We start from the raw sequence: 14720 nt of genomic DNA, 5'->3' as shown, positions 1-14720 counted from the left end.
CTTGGGCCAGAGGTTGACGCCGTGGTCAAGTTTCTTCATCGCCCTGAATGGCAAAACGTTTGGGTAGCGCGGCGACCGGATCGGGAAGGAAAGCCGGCGCTGTCGACGGAATGGAGGGAATATGAGCGAACGGGATTCGATGCCCTATGACATCGTCATCGTCGGTGGCGGGCCGGCGGGCCTGTCTTCGGCCATCAGGCTGAAGCAACTCGCGAACGAGGCGGGGCAGGAACTGTCGGTATGCGTGCTGGAAAAGGGCTCGGAAATCGGCGCCCATATCCTGTCGGGCGCGGTCGTCGATCCCAAGGCGCTGGATGAACTATTCCCTGAATGGCGCGACATGGGCTGCCCGATGGCAGAGGTGCCGGTCACGGACAATCAGCACTGGTTCCTCAGCAAGGGCGGCAAGGTCAGCATGCCGCACATCATGACGCCGGGCTGGATGCACAACAAGGGCACCTATACCGGATCTCTGGGCAATCTCTGCCGTTGGCTGGCCGAACAGGCCGAGGGGCTGGGCGTTGAAATCTTCCCCGGCTTCGCGGCCGCGGAAATCCTCTACAATGAGGACGGGTCAGTCAAAGGCGTGGCGACCGGCGACATGGGCGTTGACCGGGAGGGCAACCGCAAGCCCGACTATCAGCCTGGGTTGGAATTGCATGCGCGCTACACCTTCTTTGCGGAAGGCGCGCGTGGCCATCTCACCAAGATCCTGAAGCGCCAGTTCGCGCTCGACGCCGACAGCGAGCCGCAGGTCTATGGCCTGGGAATGAAGGAATTGTGGGACATCGACCCCGCCAAGCACAAGCCAGGCCTGGTGATCCATACGCAGGGATGGCCGCTGACCGACGCCTATGGGGGCGGCTTCCTCTATCATCAGGCCAATGGGCAGGTGGCGCTCGGCTTTGTGGTGGGCCTTGGCTATCGTAACCCCTATCTGTATCCCTTCGAGGAATTCCAGCGCTGGAAGCAGCATCCGGAAATCCGCAAATATCTGGAGGGCGGCCGTCGCGTCTCCTATGGCGCGCGGGCGATCAACGAGGGCGGTTGGCAGTCTATTCCCAAGCTCGCCTTCCCGGGCGGCGCGCTGATCGGTTGTTCGGCAGGCTTCGTCAACGTCCCTCGCATCAAGGGCACGCACACAGCGATGAAGTCGGGCATGCTGGCGGCCGAAGCGGCGTTCGCTGCTATTCAGGGTGAGCGGTCGAGCGACGTGCTGGACGATTATGAGGCGAATCTTCGGTCGAGCTGGATCGCGACCGAGCTGCAACTGGTGAAGAACGCGGAGCCTTTGCTGTCGAAGTTCGGCAACACCATCGGTACCGCGCTGGCGGGCATCGACATGTGGATGCGTACGCTGAAGATCGGCCTGCCCTTTACGATGAAGCACAAGCCCGATGCCGAGAAGCTTTGGCGCAAGGACGCGTCGATGAAGATCGACTATCCCAAGCCCGATGGGGTGATCAGCTTCGACCGGCTGTCGTCGGTGTTCCTGTCGAACACCAATCATGAGGAGGATCAGCCGGTTCATCTGCAGCTCAAGGATCCGGCGATTCCGATTTCCTACAACCTGCCCCTATATGACGAACCGGCGCAACGCTATTGTCCCGCGGGCGTCTATGAAGTGGTCGGGGTGGATGAGGGTAATCCGCGCTTCCAGATCAACGCGCAGAATTGCGTTCACTGCAAGACCTGCGATATCAAGGATCCGACCCAGAACATCAACTGGGTCGTGCCAGAGGGCGGTGGAGGGCCGAACTATCCGAATATGTAGGCGTCTGTTTGCTTCGATGATGCTGGTGCTGCCCGCCGCGGCGGGTGCATCGGTGGATCCCGGCAGCGCATTGCATGCCTATATGCGGGGGCGGCTGGCCGATGAGGATGGTGCTCCCGGCCTTGCGCTCAAGAGCTATCGGCAGGCGCTGGCCAGTGACCCGGCCAGCCTGGAGGTCGCAAGGCGCTCCTATTTCCAGGCGGTGATAAGCGGCGACATGGCGCTGGCGCTGCGTTCCGCCGCCGTGCTGGAGAGCGAGGGCATTCTCCCTCGCGACGGCACCCTGCTTCGGATTGCGGACGCGCTGAACCGCAAGGATTGGCCAGGCGCCCGTCTGTTGGTCGACCATATGGTTGCGGAGGGCAATTTCGCCTTTCTCGCGCCGATCATGCGCAGTTGGATTTCGGTGGGGGAAGGGCGTTATGCCGCGCCTGTCATCGATCCTGATGACCGCTTCGCTTCGCTGGCAAGGCGTTATCTGGGCGAGCATCTGGCGCTGCAGGCCCTGGGCAGGGGCGATCTTCAGGCCGCCCAGCCGGCGATCAATCGGGCCCTCGCGCTTCGGACTGCGGACACGGACGAAATGCGGCTGCTTTTCGCCGGGCAGTTGGCGGCGCGAGGCGCGAAGGCGGAGGCGCTTGCGCTTCTGCCTGAAACCCAGGCCAATTTCACGCGGGCGCGCGACGACATCGCCAGCGGCAGGGCTCTCTCGCCCTATGGCAGGGCGCTGACGGCGGGGCAGGGTTTTGCCCGGCTGCTTGCCCGGTTAGCTGTCGATATATCCTCGGATGGCAGTACGGGGTCGCTGGGGATCAGGCTTGCGCGAATCGCCGCCTTTGCCGATCCCAACGGGGCTGTGCCGCGCATCGTCGCCGCAGATCTGCTGAGCCGCGGCGGCTATGTGGCCTATGCCGTCGAGGAAGCCCGGATGGTTCCCGGTGCCGGCTGGTATGGTGCGCTGGCCCAGGCTGAACTGGTCGAGGCGTTGGCGGCGGCGGGCCAGCGGCCGGAGGCGATAGCGCTTGCTCGCAAACTGGCGGCCGTGCCCCATGCGGAGCCGGAGCGCCACGTTCGGTTGGGTCAGTTGCTGATGCAGGAAAAGGACTACCGGGCGGCCGCAGAGGCCTTCCGCACGGCGCAGGCCGGCTATTCGAACGACGCCGTTCCCTGGACGCTGCTGTTGTTCGAAGGTAGCGCGCTGGAACAGGGCGCGCGCTGGGACGAGGCGCGTGCCGTGCTGGAGCGGGCCGCGAGATTGGCGCCCGATGAACCCGCTGTGCTCAACTATCTGGGCTATGCGCAGATCGAGCGGCGGCAGAATATGGACGCGGCGCTGGCGCTGCTGAAGAAAGCGAGCGCGCTGAAGCCGGAGGATGCATCGATCACTGATTCCCTGGGCTGGGCGCAGTTCGTGACGGGTGACATCGATGCCGCGGTGCCAGTTCTGGAGCGGGCAGCGGCCGGAGCGCCGTCGGACGCTACCATCAACGAACATCTGGGTGATGCGCTTTGGGCCGCGGGACGCCGATATGAGGCCCGCTATGCCTGGCGCGCGGCAGCCATCTTCGCTGAGGGAGAGACGGCGCGGCGCCTGGCTGCCAAGACGAGAGAGGGGATGAAGCCCGAATATGCCGCACGCTGAAGCGGAGAATTTTGCCGGCTGCCCGTTTGAGGCCCGCGAACTGGTTGAAACCGCATTTGCCAAGATCAATCTGGCGCTGCATGTCCGCGGGAAACGGGCAGACGGTTATCATGCGCTGGAAAGCCTGTTCGTCTTCACCGAATTGGGTGACCGGCTGACCGGCCGCATATGCGCCGATGGTCAAGTCAGCCTTGAAATAGACGGGCCCTTTGGATCGCTGCTGGATGCCGGCCCGGATAATCTGGTGATCCGCGCCGCCCGCGCGTTGCAGGCGCATCTGGGGGAAGATCTTGGCGCTGATCTGAAATTGACCAAGATTCTGCCCGTCGCGTCGGGAATTGGCGGAGGTTCGGCCGATGCCGCGGCTACACTGCGGTTGCTGACGCGGCTCTGGAACGCTCCCATGCCGCCGGAGGTCCTGGAGCGCATCGCCTTGTCCCTTGGGTCGGATGTACCAGCATGTATCGGCAGCATCCCGCAAATGGTGCGCGGAAGGGGCGAGATATTGCAACCGCAAGCCGTCGAAAACCTCTCCGCGATGCCGATCCTGCTCGTCAATCCCGGCGTCGCCCTGTCGACCGCGCAGGTCTTCGGTCGCTGGGATCAGCGTGATCGAGGACCGCTTGAGGCAATGGGGCTGGAGCAGCTTGTGAGCGAGGGACGCAATGATCTGGAGCAGCCCGCCATTGCCATGGAGCCGGTCATCGCGGATGTGCTGGCGGCGCTGGGTGCCTGCGCCGGATTGCGCCTTGCCCGGATGTCCGGATCGGGCGCGACATGTTTTGCCCTGTTCGATACGGATCGGCGGATGGCGGAGGCGGCGACCGCCCTGCGTGCCGCTCAAAGAGGATGGTGGATTGCGGAGACAAGGATCAGGGCGGCATGAGCGAGGCCTTCACACAGATCGACGACGGCGACCTCAACATCCTGATCATTGCTGATCATGCGTCGGCTCACGTCCCAACGGACATCGATCTGGGAATTGATGCCGCCTTGCTGAGAGATCATATCGCGATCGACATCGGCGTGGCGGAGGTCAGCGCGCTGCTGGCGAGGGAATTGGGCTGCAAGGCGGTGCTGGGTGGCGTTTCGCGCCTCGTCATCGACCTTAATCGGGAAGAGGATGCGCCCGGCCTGCTGCCCGTCATGAGCGACGGCCACGTCATTCCGGGAAACCGTCATGCCGACCTGGCCGAACGGATGATACGCTTCCATCATCCCTATCACCATCATGTGGCGCGGCTGCTCGACGGCATGGCTTCGCCGTTCATCCTGTCGGTCCACAGTTTCACGCCCGGCCTTGCCAGCGATCCCAGCCAGAAGCGCCCCTGGGATATCGGCGTCCTCTATAACCAGGACGGCAGGGCAGCGCGGATCGCCATTCCCATGCTGGAGGAGGCGGGTCTTAATGTGGGTGATCAGTTGCCCTATTCGGGCAAGGTGCTGAATGCCACGATGAACCGCCATGCGGAGGGGAACGGCATTCCCTATCTGGGGATAGAGATGCGACAGGATCTGGTCGGCGATGCTGAGGGGCAAAGGCGATTTGCCGGCATATTGGGGCCCGTGGTCCTGGAATGCCGCAGGCGTTTGGCCTGATGGCCGGCGCGCAGGAATGACAAGGCCCGGCGTCCTGGTGGGCAGTTTCTTCCTGTGCCTGGCGCTGGCCGGATGCGGCCGTCGTTCAGGGGCTGGGGAACAGGCTGGCGAAGGACAGGAAAGGATTTCCTGCGCAATCGGTCCAGGCGTAGGGTGGACAGAGGATTGCCTGGTCGAACAGGATCGCGATCTGCTGACCGTGCGTCACGTGGATGGCGGCTTCCGCCGCTTCCAGATAGTCCATGACGGGCGCGGGGTCGTGCCCGCGGATGGAGCCGAGCAGGCCGCGATTGTGGTCGTCGGCAAGGGCATGATCGAGTTGAGCGTCGGACAGGATCGCTATCGCCTGCCCGCGCGCCTTTCCGAAAGGAAGAGTTGATGCAGAGCCATGCGATCCTGACGGCAGCCGAGATGCGGCAGGCGGAACAGGCCGTCATCGCCGCCGGCGTCCCCGAATATACGCTGATGGAGCGCGCAGGGGCCGCAACTGCAGAGATTATCTGGCGTGCAGGTGGCAAACGCGATCTGCTGGTTCTCTGCGGTCCCGGCAATAATGGTGGCGACGGGTTCGTGATCGCGCGACTCCTTCGGGCGCGTGGCGTGCCGGTGCGCGTTGCTGCTCTTGGCGAAAGCCGGACGGAATCGGGCATGAAGGCGCGCACGGCATGGGGTGGTCCCGTTGAAGCCTTGGTTGATGCCGCGCCGGCGACGCAGATCGTGGACGCATTATTCGGGACAGGCCTGTCGCGTGGATTGGACGCGAAGGTCGCGACGACACTGTGCGCCCTAACCGATCAGGCGAGCTCCAGCTATGCCGTGGACCTGCCGAGCGGCGTGGAGACGGATGGCGGCGCACTTCTGTCCCATGTACCCGTCATGGGGGTCTGTATCGCACTGGGTGCGCTCAAGCCCGCGCATCTGTTGCAGCCGGCGGCCGGATGCTGGCGGCGGCTGGTCTGCGCTGACATCGGCATCGACGTCTCCGGTGCGAAGATGCACCGGCTGGCGCGGCCGCAACTGGATCCGCCGGGCGCTGCCGCGCATAAATATAGCCGTGGGCTGGTGGCAATTGTCGGCGGCGAAATGGCCGGCGCAGGACTGCTCGCGAGCGAGGCGGCTGCGCGCGCAGGGGCGGGCATGGTCCGTCACTTGGTTCAGGAAGTGGCCCATGGCGGTCCGGCCGCCATCATCGCACAGCATACCCGTGAGGCGGACGATGTGGTGAATGCTCTGGATGACGGCCGGTTCAGGGCCGTCCTGGCAGGGCCGGGGCTGGGGCGCGGGAGCGTGGCTGCCGATCGGTTGAAGGCAGCGCTTGCCGCTGGGCATCCCCTCATTCTGGATGCCGACGCATTGGTCCTGCTCGCGGAACAGGGGTTGGACGCCATCCCGCCGAATTCGATCCTGACACCCCATGAGGGGGAATTTGTCCGCCTGTTCGGCGACTTGCCGGGCAGCAAGGTGGAGCGCGCGTTGGCGGCGGCGAAGCGGGCGCGCTCCACGTTGATCTACAAGGGCAGCGATAGTGTCATCGCAGCGCCCGACGGTCGCGCCGTTCTTTCGCCACCGGGTTCCTCCTGGCTATCGACGGCAGGGACGGGAGACGTTCTGGCGGGACTGGTCGCCGCTCGGCTCGCCGTCACGGGAGACGGATTCCGGGCGGCGTGCGAAGCGCTGTGGCTGCATGGTGAGGCGGCAAGGCGGGCGGGAGCGGCCTTCATCGCGGACGATTTGCTTGTGGAACTGCCAGCGGCTATCGCATCCCGCCTGTGACCGATCCTGATACCGAAACCATCGTCCGCGTCGCCGCCAAGGGCGATGGCGTGACCGCCCATGGCCGCCATGTTCCGCTTGCTGCGCCGGGCGACCGGATAGCGGAGGATGGCGGCGTGCTGCGAGGGCCGCATCATGTCGACGCGCCATGCGTGCACTTTCCGGCCTGTGGCGGATGCGAGTTGCAGCATATTGACGACGCAAGCTACGCAGAGTTCGTGGCCGCGCGCGTTACGGGAGCCCTGGCGGGACAGGGCGTGACAGCCGACCTGCTCCTGCCGCCGCATATCTCCCCGCCGAAGGTTCGCCGCCGCGCATCGCTGCGGGCGAGCAGACAGGGACGCAAGGTCGTCGTCGGCTTTGCTGAATCGGGCAGTCACAGGTTGATCGACCTCACGATGTGCGAAGTCCTTGATCCCCGGCTGTTCGCGCTGACGGAGCCGCTGAGGAATCTGTGCGCAGTCATCCTGCCGGAAAAGCAGGCCGCACATGTGCGGATGTCGCTGACCGATCAGGGCGTCGACCTTTTGCTGGAAGGCGTGCGGATTGAAGGGCTTGCCGCCGATGAGGCGCTTCTGGCCTTTGCGCAGAACCATCGACTCGCTCGCGTGACCATCGATGAGGGGGACGGGCCGCAGACCCGATGGGAGCCGGAGCCGGTCACGGTCAGCTTTGGCGGCGTGCCGGTCGCCTTTCCGCCTTTCGCCTTTCTTCAGGCAACACCTGATGGTGAAGCTGCGCTTGCGCAGGAAGCGGGGGCAGCCATGCCGGCGGAGGGGGCCATCGCCGACCTCTTCTGCGGCCTTGGCACATTCGCCCTGGCGCTGGGGGACGGGCGCCCGGTCTATGCGGCGGAGGCTGCGCGTGATCTTGTCCTCTCCCTCAAATCGGCGGCAAATCGCGCGCAGCGCCGGATGGTGGCCGATCATCGCGATCTGTTCAGGCGGCCGTTGACGACTGCGGAGATCGACCGCTTTGCCGGGGTCGTCATCGATCCGCCGCGCGCTGGCGCCAGGGAACAGGTGATGCAGCTTGCCGCGTCGCGCGTGCCGGTCATCGCCTATATCTCCTGCAATCCTGCCAGTTTCGCGCGGGATGCGGCGCACCTGGTCGCGGGTGGCTACCGACTGGAAAGAGTGCGTCCGGTGGGGCAGTTCCGCTGGTCCACTCATGTGGAGCTGGTCGGCATCTTCCGGCGCTGAAAGCATTAGCCCCTCGCCGCGGGGGAGTGCGGCGAGGGGCCTTGCATCCTCTCCTTTAGGGGGAGGCCTTCGCCTCTACCCGAGCTTGATGACAGTTGCGCGACGACGGGCCGGAACCGCATCGACATAGAGGCTGGCCATCGGCTCATCCTCCACTTCGACGACCGCTTCCGACGTGAAGCCGTTGAAGCCGGTGCGCATCGCAGCGCCATAGGCGCCGAGCATGCCGATCTCTATATAATCGCCCGCCTGCACGTCGTCCGGCAGCATGAAGGGGCCGACCATATGGTCCATATCGTCGCAGGTGGGACCATAGAAGGAGAAGCCGGTCAACTCCGCCTCGCTCTCTTCCCCACGCAGCAAGGCCACCGGGAAGCGCCAGCCGATATGAGCCGCGTCGAACAGGGCGCCATAGGCACCGTCATTGATATAGAGTTCGTTGCCCCGACGCCGTTCGACGCGCACGACGACCGAGCTGTATTCGGCGGACAGGGCGCGGCCGGGTTCGCACCACAGTTCGGCCGAATAGCTGATCGGCAGGCTTTCGAACCCGCGGTGGATCGCATCGAAATAATTTTCGAGCGCGACCGGCTCCATGCCCGGATAGATGGACGGGAAGCCGCCGCCGACATCGATGATGTCGACCGTGACCGCCGCATCGACAATGGCGGCGCGCACGCGCTCTATGGCGTCGCTATAGGCCTGCGGGCTCATCGCCTGGCTGCCGACATGGAAGCAGATGCCCAGCGCATCGGCCGCCTGACGCGTCGCCAGCAGCAGTTCGCGGGTCTCGCCCAGCTCGGCGCCGAATTTCGACGCAAGGCTGAGTTCGGAATGTTCGGAAGAAACGCGCAGCCGCACGCACAGCTCAAGATCGGTCGCATCGTTCGTGGCGCGCATGATCTTCGCCAGCTCGTCCAGCGTGTCGAGCGAGAAGGTGCGCACGCCATGGACGTGGTATGCCTCCGCAATCGCTTCCTCTGCCTTCACCGGGTGCATGAAGCACAGCTTGCCTTCGCCTTGCAGCGTCTCCGCCACCAGGCGCACCTCCGCGATGGACGCCACGTCGAAATGCGTGATGCCCGAAGCGAAGAGAGTGTGGATCAGATCGGGAGACGGATTCGCCTTGACCGCATAGAGCGAGCGTCCCGGAAACTTCTCAGAGAAGAAGCGGGCGGCCCGGGCCGCAGCCTGGGGACGAATCAGCGTTACCGGTGCTGCCGGTTTGAGGGCGGTCGCTACCCCCAGCGCGCTATGATGCTTGTGCAACTCAAGGGACCTCCAGTGTAGTCGTTGGCAAAGAAGCTGCCTTGCGGTGGAAGTCCCATGGGGCAGCGGAAGGGCGATATATGCGGCAGGGGTCCCGCTGTAAAGCGCGTGTGTAAAATTTGTTGCGCTGGCGGCTATGAGATGTGCGTCAGGAGAGACGGGACTTGAAATCCTGGTAGGAAAACTGCCGGATTTGCCTGAGTTCGTCGGTTTCGGAGTTCCAGAGCCAGATGGCGGGCAACGGCACGCCATTGAATGTGTTGGTCTTTACCATGGAATAATGGGCCTGATCGAGGAAGGCGATCCGTCGTCCCGGAGTCGCGCCGCCGGGCACGCGATAGTCGCCGATGATGTCCCCGGCGAGGCAGGATGGACCGCCGAGTCGCGTGACGGGCCCATCGGATTGCTCATGCAGCATGGCCGGGCGGTAGGGCGCCTCGATCACGTCGGGCATGTGGCAGGTGGCGGAGATGTCCGTGATCGCGACGGGCATGCCGTTGTCGATCACGTCGAGGATTTCACCGACCAATATGCCCGCGTCCAGCGCCATCGCCTCACCAGGCTCGATATAGAGTTCAAGGCCGGTTCGGGCCTTTGTCGCCTGGAGGAAGGCGATCAGTTCGTCGATCTGGTAATCGGCGCGCGTGACATGGTGCCCGCCGCCGAAGTTCAGCCATTTGAGGCCGCCGACATGAGGCATGATGCGCGATTCGATCGCGGCCCAGGTACGTTGGAGCGGCAGGAAATCCTGCTCGCACAGATTGTGGACATGAAGCCCGTCGACGCCCACCAGATGTTCGGCGCGCAGTTGGTCGATGGGAAAGCCGAGGCGGCTATGGGGTTGGGACGGGTCATATTTGGGCACCTCGCCCTCGGCATGGAGGGGGTTGAGGCGCAGGCCGATGTCGAAGTTCACACCGTTCATTCGAGCATCGTCGATGATCGGGCGCAGGCGTGCGATCTGGCCGGGGCTGTTGAAGATGACATGGTCCGAAATGCGGAGGATTTCGGCCAGATCTTCGGGTTTGTAGGCAGCGCAGTAAGTGGCGACTTCGCCGCGATATTCTTCCCGGCCCAGGCGCGCTTCATAAATGCCGGAGGCGCAGACGCCGTCGAGATACTCGCCGATCACCGGCCCAAGCGACCACATGGAAAAGGCCTTGAGCGCGCCCAGCACCCTGATCCCCGCGCGGTCGCGAATGTCGCGCAGGACCGAGAGGTTGCGGCGCACCGCAGCCTCGTCCACCACGAAGGCGGGCGAAGGGACGCGGTGCAGGTCGAAATGGGCGAAGGCGGCGGGATCGCCGGCTTTGGTTTCCATCTACGTTCCATTCGATGCCGTGTTCCTGCGCAGGCAGGAACCCAGTTCAGACGGCGGGACTGGGCTCCTGCCTTCGCAGGAGCATGTTGATTTAAAAGTCCAGCGGCGCGGCCAGTTCCTTCACCTGCCAGGGCAGGCCGTGCGCGTTCAGCATGTCCATGAAGGGATCGGGATCGAACTGTTCGATGTTGAACACGCCGCCACCTTCGGATTGCGGGGCCTTCCACGCGCCGGTGAGCATCAGCGCGGCACCGATCATCGCCGGGACGCCGGTGGTGTAGCTGACCGCCTGGTTGCCGGTTTCGGCATAGGCGTCCTCATGGTCGCAGACATTGTAGACATAGACCGTCTTCTGGTTTCCGTCCTTCAAGCCGGTGGCGATGTCGCCGATGTTCGTCTTGCCCTTTGTGGTCGGACCCAGGCTGGACGGTTCGGGCAGAACGGCCTTCAGGAACTGGAGCGGGATGATCTCCTGACCGTTGTACATCACGGGATCGATGCGGGTCATGCCGACATTCTGGAGCACTTCCAGATGCTTCAGATAGGCGTCGCCAAAGGTCATCCAGAAGCGGATGCGCTTGATTTCGGGATAGTGTCTGGCGAGGCTTTCCAGTTCCTCATGATACATGAGGTACATGTTCTTTTCGCCGACCTGATCGAAGTCGAAGACCTGCTTGTGCTTGAGCGCCGGGCCCTCGACCCATTTGCCGCCCTCCCAGTGGCGCGACGGCGCGGTGACTTCGCGGATGTTGATTTCCGGATTGAAGTTGGTGGCGAAATGCTGGCCGTGGTCGCCGCCATTGCAGTCGAGAATGTCGAGCGTGTCGATCCGGTCGAGCAGATGCTTCTTGATGTAGGACGCAAAGACGCTGGTCACGCCGGGGTCGAAGCCCGAACCCAGCAGGGCCGTGATGCCGGCTTCCTTGAAACGCTCCTGATAGGCCCATTGCCAGCTATATTCGAACTTGGGCGTGTCGCGCGGTTCGTAATTGGCGGTGTCGAGATAGTCGGTCTTGGTCGCGAGGCAGGCGTCCATGATCGCCAGGTCCTGATAGGGCAAAGCGAGGTTGACGACCAGCCTGGGCTGCACCTTCTCGATAAGGGCAATGGTTTCCTCGACATTGTCGGCGTCGACCTGCGCCACGTCGATGGTGACGCCGGTGCGGGCCTTGACCGATTCGGCGACCTTTTCGCAAGAGACGATGCGGCGGCTGGCGAGCGTGATGTGGCTGAAGATATCAGGGTTCATCGCCATCTTGTGAACCGCGACAGACCCGACGCCGCCCGCGCCAATGACCAGAACCTTGCTCAATTCAACTGCTCCATAGCTGTGCCGCGCCTGACGCGCGAAAGCGCCCATATAGGGGCTGTGCGTGACAGCGCAAAGTCAGTCTGTTCAGAAGCTGGCGCCGTCGACTTTTTTGATTTTGAGCGCGTCGATATCGACGTCCGGCACGCAGCGCAGGTTGATGGCGCGCATCGGGCCATCGGGGGACTTGCCGAGCGCGAAGGGCTGCGTGCCGCAGGTGGCGCAGAATTGATGGGTGATGTTGTGCTTGTAGAATTGATAGTCGGTGAGCTTGTCCGCGCCGCTGTCGAGGGTGAACTGGTCGGCGGGTACGAAGGTCAGCACGAAGCCTTTGCGGCTGCAATGGGAGCAGTTGCAGGTCATGGCTTCGCTGGGCGCGTCGGCGGCGACGGTGAAGGTGACTGCGCCGCAGTGGCAGCTTCCGGTGTAGGGCATGGGGACTCTCCTTTTGAGGGGAGTTTATGGCGTTGAGATGTTTAAGGGAATGACGGAGTTGGGTGGGACAGTCGCTGTTCGACTATGGGAGCTTACGAACGCTCCCCAGATAGTCACGCTTGCCAATCGGGACGCCGCTCATGCGAAGAATGTCATAGGCTGTGGTCACGTGAAAATAGAAATTGGGTTGGGAAAAGCTCATGAAGAAGTCCCTTCCTATGAAATTCCAGAGCAGCTTGTCCCCGATCGTGAATGTCATCGGTTTGTCGCTCAACTTGTCCAAGTCGGCGACGCTGAGCGCCTCAAGCGCCTTCATCGCTTCGCCGACCCTGGCCTTTAGGCCGTCGAAGCTGTCGGGCGGCGGCGTAGTATCCGGCGAAAAATTCCCATGCTGGACGCCATGGATCGCGCCGATTGAGTGGACCGTGCAGCTTTTTACCTGATAGGCAAAGTCGAACATGTCAGGGGCAAGCCTCGCATAGATCAATTGCCCAGCCGGGAGCCCCTGCTCATTGCAATAGGCTTCCGCTTTTTCAAGCAGTCCCAGGACCGACTTCAACAGTTGAAGGCAACCCGGCACGAAGGCATCGTAGAGCGTCATTGTCTATCTCGTCCTTTGCGGAAGGCATGAAACAGGATGGACTATGTGATGGCGCATCTCACCGAGGTCCGCAATTGGTCGCTTTCATCCAACTGCGCCTGACTTCGCTTCGCTCAGCAAGGCTTCAATCCTTCTCCCGCCGAGTGAGAAGGATATGGGGCGTCAGCTTACCAGCCACTTCAATCCCGCCACCGTATCCGCTTCCGCCGCAGGCTTGTCCCGCCTGATCCGGGCGATGCGGGGGAAGCGCATCGCCAGGCCCGATTTGTGGCGTTTGCTCTCATGGATGCTGTCGAAGGCGACCTCCAGCACCAGCGATTTCTCCACCTCGCGCACCGGGCCGAAGCGGTTTGTCGTATTGGTGCGCACGAAGCGGTCGAGCCATTTCAGCTCCTCGTCGGTGAAGCCGCTATAGGCCTTCCCAACCGGCAGCAGTTCGCCATCCTCCGTCCAGCAGCCAAAGGTATAGTCCGAATAGAAGGATGAACGTTTACCGTGGCCGCGCTGGGCATACATCATCACGCAATCGGCGGTCAGGGGATCGCGTTTCCATTTATACCAGAGCGCGGCCTTCCGCCCGGCGACATAGGGGCTGTCGCGGCGTTTGAGCATCACGCCTTCGATGGCGGCGTCGCGGGCGCCTGCGCGGATGTCGGCTAGCTGGGAGAAATCCTGCGCTTCTATGAGGACGGAGATGTCGAAGCGGTGGGGTGCCAGCTGGGGGACGATGATTTCGAGCCTTGCGCGGCGCTGAGCCCAAGGAAGGGCGCGCAGGTCTTCGTCGGCGTCGAGCAACATGTCGTAGAGACGGACGAAGGCGGGATAGTCCTCCATCATCTTCGTCGTGACCGCCTTGCGGCCCAGGCGTTGCTGGAGCGCGTTGAAGCTGGCGGCCTCGCCACCCTGAAATTCGCCTTTGACGAGCAGTTCGCCGTCGAGGACCGCGTGATGGTGGAAGGCTTCGGCTATGTCGGGGAAACTGCCCGTGATGTCGTCGCCTGCGCGGCTGTAGAGGCGCGTCTGCCCGCCCGTGCCGACGATCTGGACGCGAATGCCGTCCCACTTCCATTCGGCGGCATAGTCGGAGAGGTCGACGCTCTCCACCTCCAGCGGGTGGGCGAGCATGAAGGGCCGGAAGAAGGGCGTGCCGGCGGGGTCGGGGCGATCGGAGCGGCCCTCCGCCCAGGCGAACAGTTCGGCATAGGGTGGCGCCAGAGCGTGCCAGCATTCTTCCACATCGTCGACATCCAGGCCGAAGGCCTGGGCGAAGCCGGTCTTGGCGAGGCGGGCCGAAATGCCTACGCGCAGGCCCCCGGTCGCCAGTTTGAGGAGGGCGAAGCGGCCCGGGGCGTCGAGATGGTCCATCATCTTCGCCAATGTCGCGGGCGCGGCGGCCCGGCTGGTGTCATGGAGGCGGTCGACCATGGCGGAAAGGGTGAGGGAGCCGTCATCCACCTCCTGCGGCTGGTCCTGCGCCTTGGGCCAGAGGAGGGCCACGGTTTCGGCGAGGTCGCCGACATAGTCGCGGCTCATGTCGAACAGCACCGGATCGACGCGGGCGCGGGTCATTTCCGCTATGGTAGAGGCCTTGACGGTTTTCAGGTCCAGATTGCCGGTGAGGGCGGCGAGCGCCCAGCCACGGTCCGGGTCGGGGGCGTTGCGCATATAGCTGGCGATCAGGTCCAGCTTGCCGTTGCGGGAGCGGGTGTAGACGAGGCCGTCGAGGAGTTGGGAAAATTGTCTCATCTCACCAGCCGCACGCCTTTCTCTGGAAGATTGGCGATGGCGTCGAAGG

Annotated in this window: 13 protein-coding genes; 7 read left to right on the top strand and 6 right to left on the bottom strand. The window is 63.5% G+C overall.

Annotation, left to right across the window (positions count from 1 at the left end; translation table 11 throughout):
• The first annotated feature begins 121 nt into the window (after nucleotides 1-121).
• From MRBLMC3_RS03360 to MRBLMC3_RS03330, 7 genes are read left to right on the top strand one after another with little or no spacing between them, the layout of a single operon-like run.
• Nucleotides 122-1774 (top strand): electron transfer flavoprotein-ubiquinone oxidoreductase, encoded by a 1653-nt coding sequence (locus tag MRBLMC3_RS03360; RefSeq protein ID WP_363825794.1) that lies wholly within the window; start codon nucleotides 122-124, stop codon nucleotides 1772-1774.
• Nucleotides 1775-1793: 19 nt separating this feature from the next.
• Nucleotides 1794-3416 carry a tetratricopeptide repeat protein gene (locus tag MRBLMC3_RS03355; RefSeq protein WP_363826630.1) on the top strand — a complete coding sequence of 541 codons (1623 nt, stop codon included), beginning with the start codon at nucleotides 1794-1796 and terminating at the stop codon, nucleotides 3414-3416.
• Complete coding sequence (locus tag MRBLMC3_RS03350; RefSeq protein ID WP_363825791.1) at nucleotides 3403-4302, top strand: 4-(cytidine 5'-diphospho)-2-C-methyl-D-erythritol kinase; 900 nt, start codon at nucleotides 3403-3405, stop codon at nucleotides 4300-4302. Before MRBLMC3_RS03355 ends, MRBLMC3_RS03350 begins: the two co-directional genes overlap by 14 nt.
• A complete protein-coding gene (locus MRBLMC3_RS03345) occupies nucleotides 4299-5015 on the top strand; it encodes an N-formylglutamate amidohydrolase (protein ID WP_363825788.1) in 717 nt (238 codons plus the stop codon). Before MRBLMC3_RS03350 ends, MRBLMC3_RS03345 begins: the two co-directional genes overlap by 4 nt.
• Before the next feature lie 16 nt (nucleotides 5016-5031).
• Complete coding sequence (locus tag MRBLMC3_RS03340) at nucleotides 5032-5394, top strand: hypothetical protein (RefSeq protein ID WP_363734769.1); 363 nt, start codon at nucleotides 5032-5034, stop codon at nucleotides 5392-5394.
• Nucleotides 5394-6788, top strand: coding sequence for an NAD(P)H-hydrate dehydratase (locus MRBLMC3_RS03335; protein ID WP_363825785.1), 1395 nt, complete (start codon nucleotides 5394-5396; stop codon nucleotides 6786-6788). The genes MRBLMC3_RS03340 and MRBLMC3_RS03335 overlap by 1 nt, the downstream gene beginning before the upstream one ends.
• Nucleotides 6785-7990, top strand: coding sequence for a class I SAM-dependent RNA methyltransferase (locus MRBLMC3_RS03330; RefSeq protein WP_363825783.1), 1206 nt, complete (start codon nucleotides 6785-6787; stop codon nucleotides 7988-7990). The genes MRBLMC3_RS03335 and MRBLMC3_RS03330 overlap by 4 nt, the downstream gene beginning before the upstream one ends.
• A gap of 75 nt (nucleotides 7991-8065) precedes the next feature.
• On the opposite strand, the gene MRBLMC3_RS03325 is transcribed toward MRBLMC3_RS03330, so the two are convergent.
• From MRBLMC3_RS03325 to MRBLMC3_RS03300, 6 genes are all read right to left on the bottom strand, one after another.
• Nucleotides 8066-9259 (bottom strand): type III PLP-dependent enzyme, encoded by a 1194-nt coding sequence (locus MRBLMC3_RS03325; RefSeq protein WP_363825780.1) that lies wholly within the window; start codon nucleotides 9257-9259, stop codon nucleotides 8066-8068.
• A gap of 148 nt (nucleotides 9260-9407) precedes the next feature.
• Complete coding sequence (locus MRBLMC3_RS03320; protein ID WP_363734773.1) at nucleotides 9408-10580, bottom strand: carboxynorspermidine decarboxylase; 1173 nt, start codon at nucleotides 10578-10580, stop codon at nucleotides 9408-9410.
• Nucleotides 10581-10671: 91 nt separating this feature from the next.
• A complete protein-coding gene (locus tag MRBLMC3_RS03315; RefSeq protein ID WP_363825777.1) occupies nucleotides 10672-11892 on the bottom strand; it encodes a saccharopine dehydrogenase family protein in 1221 nt (406 codons plus the stop codon).
• A gap of 84 nt (nucleotides 11893-11976) precedes the next feature.
• A complete protein-coding gene (locus MRBLMC3_RS03310; RefSeq protein WP_363754311.1) occupies nucleotides 11977-12324 on the bottom strand; it encodes a GFA family protein in 348 nt (115 codons plus the stop codon).
• 82 nt (nucleotides 12325-12406) lie between these two features.
• Nucleotides 12407-12925 (bottom strand): DUF1993 domain-containing protein, encoded by a 519-nt coding sequence (locus MRBLMC3_RS03305; RefSeq protein WP_363734777.1) that lies wholly within the window; start codon nucleotides 12923-12925, stop codon nucleotides 12407-12409.
• 162 nt (nucleotides 12926-13087) lie between these two features.
• A complete protein-coding gene (locus MRBLMC3_RS03300) occupies nucleotides 13088-14671 on the bottom strand; it encodes a cisplatin damage response ATP-dependent DNA ligase (RefSeq protein ID WP_363825774.1) in 1584 nt (527 codons plus the stop codon).
• Nucleotides 14672-14720 lie beyond the last annotated feature (49 nt).

This window comes from Sphingobium sp. LMC3-1-1.1 (genome assembly GCF_040676285.1).
Classification (GTDB): Bacteria; Pseudomonadota; Alphaproteobacteria; order Sphingomonadales; family Sphingomonadaceae; genus Sphingobium.
This window is presented reverse-complemented; position numbering and strand designations above follow the sequence as displayed.

Coding starts and splice junctions, on each gene's coding strand:
- MRBLMC3_RS03305 (WP_363734777.1), bottom strand. CDS start 12,925: ATGACGCTCTACGATGCCTTCGTGCCGGGTTGCCTTCAACTGTTGAAG.
- MRBLMC3_RS03340 (WP_363734769.1), top strand. CDS start 5,032: ATGACAAGGCCCGGCGTCCTGGTGGGCAGTTTCTTCCTGTGCCTGGCG.
- MRBLMC3_RS03355 (WP_363826630.1), top strand. CDS start 1,794: ATGCTGGTGCTGCCCGCCGCGGCGGGTGCATCGGTGGATCCCGGCAGC.
- MRBLMC3_RS03300 (WP_363825774.1), bottom strand. CDS start 14,671: ATGAGACAATTTTCCCAACTCCTCGACGGCCTCGTCTACACCCGCTCC.
- MRBLMC3_RS03335 (WP_363825785.1), top strand. CDS start 5,394: ATGCAGAGCCATGCGATCCTGACGGCAGCCGAGATGCGGCAGGCGGAA.
- MRBLMC3_RS03350 (WP_363825791.1), top strand. CDS start 3,403: ATGCCGCACGCTGAAGCGGAGAATTTTGCCGGCTGCCCGTTTGAGGCC.
- MRBLMC3_RS03345 (WP_363825788.1), top strand. CDS start 4,299: ATGAGCGAGGCCTTCACACAGATCGACGACGGCGACCTCAACATCCTG.
- MRBLMC3_RS03360 (WP_363825794.1), top strand. CDS start 122: ATGAGCGAACGGGATTCGATGCCCTATGACATCGTCATCGTCGGTGGC.
- MRBLMC3_RS03320 (WP_363734773.1), bottom strand. CDS start 10,580: ATGGAAACCAAAGCCGGCGATCCCGCCGCCTTCGCCCATTTCGACCTG.
- MRBLMC3_RS03310 (WP_363754311.1), bottom strand. CDS start 12,324: ATGCCCTACACCGGAAGCTGCCACTGCGGCGCAGTCACCTTCACCGTC.